Below are 8961 nucleotides of genomic sequence, written 5' to 3' on the forward strand. Positions count from 1 at the left end.
CCGCCCCAGGGGACGACTCCCTTGCGTCGCCCGTCCTTGTGCCGGTCATCGTAGCCGCACCGCAGAGGTCGCCACACCCTGTCACCGAGATGTCACTGTGCACATATCAGAAACGGAGCCGCTACCCAGAAGGTTCCCCTGAACGGTCAGCGCGCGCGCATCCACTGCTCCATCACCGACAGCAAGTGATCAGGATCCACCGGCTTGGTCACGTAGTCGGAAGCTCCCGAGTCAATGGCCTTCTCTCGGTCTCCCTTCATCGCCTTCGCCGTCAGAGCAATGATCGGCAACCCGGTGAACTGCGGCATCCGCCGGATCGCGGTGGTCGTGGCGTACCCGTCCATCTCGGGCATCATGATGTCCATCAGTACGACCGTCACATCGTCGTGCTGCTCAAGGACTTCGATGCCCTCGCGTCCGTTCTCCGCGTACAACACCGCCAGGCCGTGCTGCTCCAGCACCGAGGTGAGAGCGAACACGTTACGGATGTCGTCGTCGACGATCAGTACCTTCTCGCCGTGGAAGCCGTACGACCGCGGCGACTCCGCGGGCGGCTGCTCGGCGCCCGCGGCCCAGAACTCCTCACCTGAGGGGCCGGGCTGCGCCGCCGTGGGCTGGCCGGGCAGCGCCGGCGGCGTCTGTGGCCGCCCGACCGCCTTGCGCCGGCGTCGCATCAAGGAGGCCGGCCCCTGGCCGGAATGCTCCTCCACTGGCGCCGACACCTCGATCTGCGGCAGCGGGGTGGACGCGGACGGTGGTAGCGGGCCGCGCAGCGAACGCAGACCCTCCGCCCGGCCCGGCCCGACCGGGTGCGGGTAGCCCTGCGGCGGCAGTTCGCTGGGGTGGAGCGGCAGGTACAAGGTGAACGTGGAGCCACGGCCGGGCTCGCTGGCGGCGTGGATCTCACCGCCCAACAGCCTGGCGATCTCCCGGCTGATGGACAGCCCCAGCCCGGTGCCACCGTACTTGCGGCTCGTCGTCCCGTCCGCCTGCTTGAACGCCTCGAAGATGACCAACATCTTGCTGGCGGCGATTCCGATGCCGGTGTCCGTCACCGAGAAGGCGATCAGGTCGGCGTCCGCCTCCCGCAGCGAACCCGCCTCCAACAACTGCTCACGGATCGCCCCGGGCACATCGGCGCCGGCGAGCCGGATCACGAGCTCCACCGCACCACTGTCGGTGAACTTCACCGCGTTCGACAGCAGGTTGCGCAGCACCTGGAGCAACCGCTGCTCGTCCGTGTGCAGGGTGGCCGGGAGCTCCGGCGAGACCCGGACGGAGAAGTCCAGGCCCTTCTCCGCCGTCAGCGGGCGGAAGGTGGCCTCCACGTAGTCCACCAGCTGGACCAGGGCGATCCTGGTGGGGCTGACGTCCATCTTGCCGGCCTCGACCTTGGATAGGTCCAGGATGTCGTTGATCAACTGGAGCAGGTCCGAACCAGCTCCGTGGATGGTGTCGGCGAACTCCACCTGCTTCGGCGAGAGGTTGCCCTCCGCGTTGTCAGCGAGCAGCTTGGCGAGGATCAGCAGCGAGTTCAGCGGGGTGCGCAGCTCGTGCGACATGTTCGCAAGGAACTCCGACTTGTAGCGCATCGAGACCGCCAACTGCTCGGCCCGCTCCTCCAGAACCTGCCGGGCCTCCTCGATCTCGGTGTTCTTCACCTCGATGTCCCGGTTCTGTTGCGCCAACAGCTCGGCCTTCTCCTCCAGTTCGGTGTTGGACGCCTCCAGGGCGCTCTGCCTGTTCTCCAACTCCGCCGACCGCTCGCGCAGCTGCTCGGTCAGCTCTTGGGACTGCTTGAGGAGCACCTCGGTCTTGGAGTTGACGCTGATGGTGTTGACGCTGGTGGCGATCAGATCGGCGATCTGGCTGAGGAAGTCCTTCTGGATCTGGGTGAAGGGGTGGAAGGAGGCGAGCTCGATCACACCGAGCGTCTTGCCCTCGAAGAGCACCGGCAACACGATCACGTGCGCCGGCGGTGCCTCGCCGAGCCCTGAGGCGATCTTGAGATACCCGGGCGGGGTGTTCTCCACCAGGATGGACCGCTTCTCCTCTGCGACCGTGCCGATCAGACCCTCTCCCGGTCGGAAGGAAGTGGGCATCGCGCTGCCGGCGTAGGCGTAACTCCCGCGCATCCGCAGCACGTAGGAGCCGTCCGTGCCGCCCTCGGTGCCGATGTCGGTGGAACCTCCCGAAGGAACGGCGAGGTAGAACGCACCGTGCTGGGCGGAGACCACCGGAGTCAGCTCGCTCATGATGAGTGACGCCACGTCCTCCAGGTCCCTTCGGCCCTGCATCAGGCCGGAGATCCGGGCGAGGTTGCCCTTGAGCCAGTCCTGTTCCTTGTTGGCGAGGGTGGTGTCGCGGAGGTTCGCGATCATCGTGTTGATGTTGTCCTGGAGTACCTGGATCTCACCCGAGGCATCCACGTCGATCTTCAGGTTGAGGTCTCCGCGGGTCACCGCGGTCGCCACCGCCGCGATGGCACGGACCTGACGGGTGAGGTTACCGGCCATCTCGTTGACGGACTCCGTCAGGTCCCGCCAGGTGCCGTCCACGTCACGTACTCGGGCCTGGCCGCCGAGGATGCCCTCCGTGCCCACCTCGCGCGCGACCCGGGTCACCTGGTCGGCGAACGAGGAGAGCTGGTCCACCATCGTGTTGATCGTCGTCTTGAGCTCCAGGATCTCGCCCCGGGCGTCGATGTCGATCTTCTTGGTCATATCGCCCTTGGCGATGGCGGTGGTGACCATGGCGATCTGGCGGACCTGTCCGGTCAGGTTCGAGGCCATGGAGTTCACCGACTCGGTGAGGTCCTTCCAGGTCCCGGAGACTCCCGGCACGTGCGCCTGGCCGCCCAGCTCGCCCTCGGTGCCCACCTCGCGGGCGACCCGGGTGACCTCATCGGCGAACGAGGACAGGGTAGTCACCATGGTGTTGACGGTGTCCGCGAGCGCGGCGACCTCGCCGCGCGCCTCCACGGTCACCTTCTTGGTGAGATCGCCGTTGGCCACGGCCGCGGAGACCTGGGAGATGTTGCGCACCTGCATGGTCAAGTTGTTGGCCATCAGGTTGACGTTGTCGCTGAGGTCCTTCCAGATCCCGGTGACCCCACGGACCCGGGCCTGGCCGCCGAGGATGCCCTCGGTGCCCACCTCGCGAGCCACCCTCGTCACCTGCTCGGCGAACGAGGAGAGCTGGTCCACCATCGTGTTCACGGTCGTGACGAGTTCGAGGATCTCGCCCTTCGCGTCGACAGTGATCTTCTTCGACAGATCGCCCTTGGCGACCGCCGTGGTCACCTCGGCGATGTTGCGCACCTGCATCGTCAGGTTGTTCGCCATGAAGTTGACGGACTGGGTGAGGTCCTTCCAGGTGCCGGACACGCCCTTGACCTCAGCCTGGCCGCCGAGGATACCCTCCGTGCCCACTTCACGGGCCACCCTCGTCACCTGCTCGGCGAACGAGGAGAGCTGGTCCACCATGGTGTTCAGGGTGTTCTTCAGCTCCAGGATCTCGCCCCGAGCGTCCACGTCGATCTTCTGCGACAGGTCACCACGCGCCACCGCCGTGGCGACCTGCGCGATGTTGCGGACCTGAGCGGTGAGGTTGCCCGCCATACCGTTCACCGAGTCGGTGAGGTCCCGCCAGACGCCGGCCACACCCGGTACCTGCGCCTGACCGCCCAGCCTGCCGTCGGTACCCACCTCGCGGGCCACCCTCGTCACCTGCTCGGCGAAGGCGGAGAGCTGGTCCACCATCGTGTTGATGGTGTTCTTCAGCTCCAGGATCTCGCCCCGGGCGTCCACGTCGATCTTCTGCGACAGGTCACCACGCGCCACCGCCGTGGTCACCTGAGCGATCTGGCGGACCTGCGAGGTCAAGTTCCCGGCCATGAAGTTGACGGAGTCCGTCAACTCCCGCCAGGTTCCGGACACGCCGTCCACCCGGGCCTGGCCACCGAGCCGGCCCTCGGTACCCACGTCCCTCGCCATCCGGGTCACCTGGTCGGCGAACGAGGACAGCTGGTCCACCATGGTGTTCACGGTGTTCTTCAACTGGAGCATCTCGCCGGAGACGTCGACCGTGACCTTCTGCGACAGGTCGCCGTTGGCGACCGCCGTCGTCACCTGGGCGATGTTGCGTACCTGGCCGGTGAGGTTGCGGAATGCGGTGTTGACGGAGTCGGTGAGGTCCTTCCAGGTGCCCGCCGCTCCCGGCACCTGCGCCTGACCACCGAGCTCGCCCTCGACACCGATCTCCCGGGCCACCCGGGTCACTTCGGCACCGAAGGACTGGAGCTGGTCCACCATCGTGTTGACGGTGTTCTTCAGCTCCAGCATCTCGCCAGCCACGTCGACCGTGACCTTCTGAGACAGGTCGCCGTTGGCGACCGCCGTCGTCACCTGGGCGATGTCCCGCACCTGCGTCGTGAGGTTCCGGAACACCGTGTTGACGGAGTCGGTGAGGTCCTTCCAGGTGCCCGCCGCTCCCGGCACCTGCGCCTGACCACCCAGCAGGCCCTTCGCCCCGACCTCGCTCGCGACCCGGGTCACCTCGTCGGCGAAGGTGCGCAGCGTCTCCGTCATCTGGTTGATCGTTTCGGCCAGCTGGGCCACCTCGCCGCGGGCGCTGACCGTGACCTTCTGCGACAGGTCTCCGTTCGCGACCGCCGTGGTCACCTGCGCGATCCCACGCACCTGCGCGGTGAGGTTGCCCGCCATGGTGTTGACGGAGTCCGTGAGGTCCTTCCACACCCCGGCGACACCGGGCACTCTGGCTTGACCACCGAGTTCGCCCTCCGTGCCCACCTCACGGGCCACCCGCGTGACCTCGGAGGAGAAGGAGGACAGCTGGTCCACCATGGTGTTCACGGTGTTCTTCAACTGGAGCATCTCGCCGGCCACGTGCACGGTGACCTTGCGCGAGAGGTCTCCCTTGGCGACCGCCGTGGTGACGAGAGCAATGTCACGTACCTGTGCGGTGAGTCGGTACGCCATGGTGTTGACGGAATCCGTGAGATCCTTCCACGAACCGGACATTCCTCGCACCTGGGCCTGGCCGCCCAGTTTGCCCTCGGTGCCGACCTCCAACGCCACCCGGGTGACCTCGTCAGTGAAGGCCGAGAGCTGGTCGACGAGGTTGTTGACGGTCCGGCCGACCTTCAGGAACTCCCCGCGCAACGGATGCCCGGGGCCCTCCGTCGCCGTCGTCGTCCGTAGTTCCATGCGCTGTTCGAGATCGCCCTCGGCGACCGCCGCCAACACCCGCCCGACCTCGGACACCGGCCGCGCCAGATCGTCCACCAAGGCGTTCGAAGCATCGATCGCAGAGGCCCAGGAACCCTCGCAGGCCCCCGTCTCCAGGCGCTCGCTCAGCTTGCCCTCGCGGCCCACCACCCGCCGCACCCGGGCGATTTCACCCGTCAGGTGCAGGTTGCGATCCGCCACCTCGTTGTACACGGCGGCGATCTCGGCCATCACCCCTTCGCCGGAGACCGTCAACCGTTTGCGGAAGTTGCCGTCCCGCATGGACAACAAGGCCGTCAGCAACCGATTGAGCGCTGCCGTGTCGACCTCGGTCGTCCCGTTCCGCCGGGACCGTCCGCCTTTCGCACGCGGACTGCTCCTCCGCGTTGCCGCCACGCCAGACTCCACCGTGTCCCTCCCGAAAGGGTTGACCGTACTCCCGCTGAACTGCCCGGGCTCGCTCCGGAAGCCTTCCCAGTGTTTCACCCCAGCCGAACCAGGCCATAACACTTCGGCACTTCCAGCTTCACCGCTTCGAGGTTTCACCCGCCCCCACCCTTACATTCGGGGTGGAATCACAGCCGAGCGGCCTCCGGACCGACTGTGAAGGTAAGTAACCTGGCATACGACTGTCCAACCGCCCCGGTCCGCCCGGCTCGGGCGGGGGCACGGGAAGCACCGGGCGCCGAGGGGACGGTCCATGGTGAAGCCGGGCAACGCGACGCGACAGAGGAGTGCTGTGATCACCGCCCGCGCGGCTGCCAGCTTCGAACCCATGGGGCGCTCCGTCGCCGCCGCACGCGCCTTCGTCCGTGACACCCTGCAGGGCTGGGGCTACACCGAGCTCATTGACGACGCCGTGGTCCTGACGAGCGAGCTGGTCACCAATGCCGTCGTGCACGCCGGAACCGATGCCGAGGTCCTGTGCCTGCGCTCCGAGGACGCGGTCCGGATCGAGGTCGCCGACCGCTACCCCGAGCGGGAGATCCCCCTTCAGCAGACCGGGCCCACCATCGCCCCGCCTGATCACGAGGGTGGCCGCGGTCTTCTGCTCTGCGGGGCGATGGCCAGCCGCTGGGGCGTGGACTACACCCCCACCCGCAAACAGGTCTGGTTCCAGCTCGCCCTGCCCGCCCGCTCCGTCGGCACCCGTTCCGCCGGCCCAGCGGTTCCCGTGCAGCAGCTCCCGATCGCCGAGGCGAGGGTCCGCGTGGCTGTCGTGCAGATCGACCGGACGGGCGCCATCACCTCCTGGAACGAGGACGCCGAGCACCTCTTCGGTTACACGGCCGACCAGGTCGCGGGTAAACCGCTCACCGACATCGCCGCCTGGCCGCACACCCCCGGCACCGGCACCGGCATCGTCGAGGCACTGACCCTCTCGCGCTGGGAAGGCAGCTACGGCATCCGCGGCGTCCACGGCCGTGTCATCCCCGTCTACGCCTCCCACCTGCGCGTACGCGACCCCGAGGGGGAGCCCTCCACGGTCTGCCTGTTGGTGCGCGACGACGAGCGGGCCGTGATCCAGACCCCCGTCCGGGTCGCCGCCGCCACCGAGGGCGGCCAACTGACCGATACCCGCGCCGCCGACCCTTTCGAGGTCTTCATCGGATCCCCCGCCCCCGATGACCTCGACGGTCTGCTCCAGCGCACGGTGGAACGGGCCCGCGACATGCTGGACGCGGACTCCGCCTTCCTACTCCTGGCGACCGACGACGAAACCGAGCTCGAGGTGCGGGCCACCACCGGGCTACCCTCCACCCGCCAGCGGTTCGCCCGCGTCCCCGTGGAGGCCGGCACCAGCCGCTACGGCTCGGCCCGCATGCCCGCCGTGCACGAGGATCTCGGCACCGCGCCCGGGGCTGTTCCGCTCCTGACCGGAACCGGAATGCGCTCGGCGGTCACGGTGCCGCTGAAGGTCGAGGGTCGCCTGACGGGCTCGCTCGGCGTCGCCGCCGAGACGCCTGGGCGCTATTCCAACGAGGAAGCCCTGCGGCTGCAGTTCGCCGCGGACCGTATCGCCCTGGCCGTGGAATCAGCACGCCTGGGAGAACTGGAACGCCTACGCCGTGGCTCCTTGTCCTTCCTGGTGGAGGCCTCCGACCTGCTGGCCGGCACCCTCGACCGGGACCAGACCCTGGCGCTCATGGCTCAGATGACCGTCCCCACACTAGCCACCTGGTGCGCCGTCTACACGATCGCCGACCAGTCCTCCGAGCCCTACCTGTCCTTCGTGCTCCACGAGGACGAGGAACGCATCGACGGCCTGAAGGCCCTGCTGTCACGCATCAACCCACCGGAGCCGGTCACCACCCCGGGCGCCCGGATCTGGGCGGCTCCGGCCGAAGCCGCCCACCATTCGGCACTGCGCAGCTCCATGCGGAGCGTTGGTCTCGGATCCGCCGGCGGCTACGCCCCCGGCGTCGGCACGGCACTGTCCACGGCCGCCGTCACCGGCGGAGAGACGGTAGTACTGCCACTGGTCGCCCGGAACCGGGTGATCGGCATGCTCACCCTGGGCAAGCCGACCGAAGAACACTTCCGCCAGGAGATCCTGGAGCTCGCCGAGGACCTCTCCCGTCGGGCCGCCCTTGCTCTGGACAACGCCCGGCTCTACTCCGAGCGCACTGCGATCAGTCGGGCCCTCCAGCGCAGCCTGCTGCCCCCCAACACCCCTCATATCCCCGGGGTCGAGGTCGAGGTCATCTACCGGGCCGCAGGCGAGGGCAACGAGGTCGGCGGCGACTTCTACGACGTCTTCCCCCTCCGGGGAGGCGGTTACGGCTTCGCGATCGGAGACGTCTGCGGCACCGGTCCGGAGGCGGCGGCCGTCACCGGCCTCGCCCGGCATGCCCTGCGCCTCCTCGCCCGTGAGGGCCTGGGCGGCCCGGCCGTGCTGGAGCGTCTGAACGCCGCGATCCTCGACGAAGGCGCCCGCAGTCGCTTCCTGACGCTGCTCTACGGCGAATTGTGGCCCCAGGAGGACGGCGGCGCCCTCCTCAAGGTGGTCTGCGCCGGTCATCCGCTGCCTCTGCGCCTGAGCCAGGACGGCCGGGTGGAAGCAGCAGCAGAACCACAGCCGCTGCTGGGCGTCATGGAGGACCTGGAACTGTACGAGCAGACGGTGACCCTGAACGCGGGTGACGTCCTGCTGTGCGTCACCGACGGGGTGACCGAGCGCCGTGAGGGTACCCGCATGTTGGGGGACGACGGCCTCTCCGACGTGCTGACCGGCTGCACGGGCCTGACCGCAGGAGCCGTCGCCGCGAGGGTGCTGCGCGCCGTGGAACGGTTCGCAGCCGAGCCCGCCTCGGACGATATGGCCATCCTGGTGCTGCGCATTCCGGAACCCCACGAGAGCGACTGACCACCACCGTGGTGCTGGTGCGGGAGCTCTCGAAGGGCTCCCGCACCAGTCGTGGCCCGCACCAGTCATGGGACACGTGGCGGGCAGCGCGCAGAGCTGTCCCAGCGGATCGGCGTGCACGCCCACGAACGCAAAAAGGCCCCCGCCTGAAGGCGGGGGCCTTTTCTTTTCTGGAGCCCTTTAACGGAATCGAACCGTTGACCTTCTCCTTACCATGGAGACGCTCTACCGACTGAGCTAAAAGGGCGGGTTGTTCGGCGGCGTCCTACTCTCCCACAGGGTCCCCCCTGCAGTACCATCGGCGCTGAAAGGCTTAGCTTCCGGGTTCGGAATGTAACCGGGCGT

2 protein-coding genes, 1 tRNA gene and 1 rRNA gene are annotated in these 8961 nt (G+C 68.0%); 1 reads left to right on the plus strand and 3 read right to left on the minus strand.

Annotated elements, in window-relative coordinates; all coding sequences use genetic code 11:
- Positions 1–146 precede the first annotated feature (146 nt).
- On the minus strand, positions 147–5657 hold the full coding sequence (locus ACFYMC_RS17380) for a HAMP domain-containing protein (protein WP_388525427.1): 5511 nt from the start codon (positions 5655–5657) through the stop codon (positions 147–149).
- Between the two features lie 292 nt (positions 5658–5949).
- Between ACFYMC_RS17380 and ACFYMC_RS17385 the strand changes: the two genes are divergently transcribed.
- Positions 5950–8616, plus strand: a complete 2667-nt coding sequence (locus tag ACFYMC_RS17385; protein ID WP_388525430.1) for a SpoIIE family protein phosphatase — start codon at positions 5950–5952, stop codon at positions 8614–8616.
- A 171-nt stretch (positions 8617–8787) separates the two neighbouring features.
- Here ACFYMC_RS17385 and ACFYMC_RS17390 read toward each other — a convergent pair.
- A tRNA-Thr gene (locus ACFYMC_RS17390) sits at positions 8788–8863 on the minus strand.
- A 5-nt stretch (positions 8864–8868) separates the two neighbouring features.
- Positions 8869–8961 (minus strand): 5S ribosomal RNA (gene rrf / locus ACFYMC_RS17395); the annotation flags it as partial.

Origin of the sequence: Streptomyces sp. NPDC006879 (genome assembly GCF_042869595.1) — a bacterium.
Lineage (GTDB): Bacteria > Actinomycetota > Actinomycetes > Streptomycetales > Streptomycetaceae > Streptomyces.

Bases quoted from the DNA above. Each gene is read 5' to 3' on its own strand.
- ACFYMC_RS17385 (WP_388525430.1), top strand. From the start codon at position 5,950: ATGGTGAAGCCGGGCAACGCGACGCGACAGAGGAGTGCTGTGATCACC.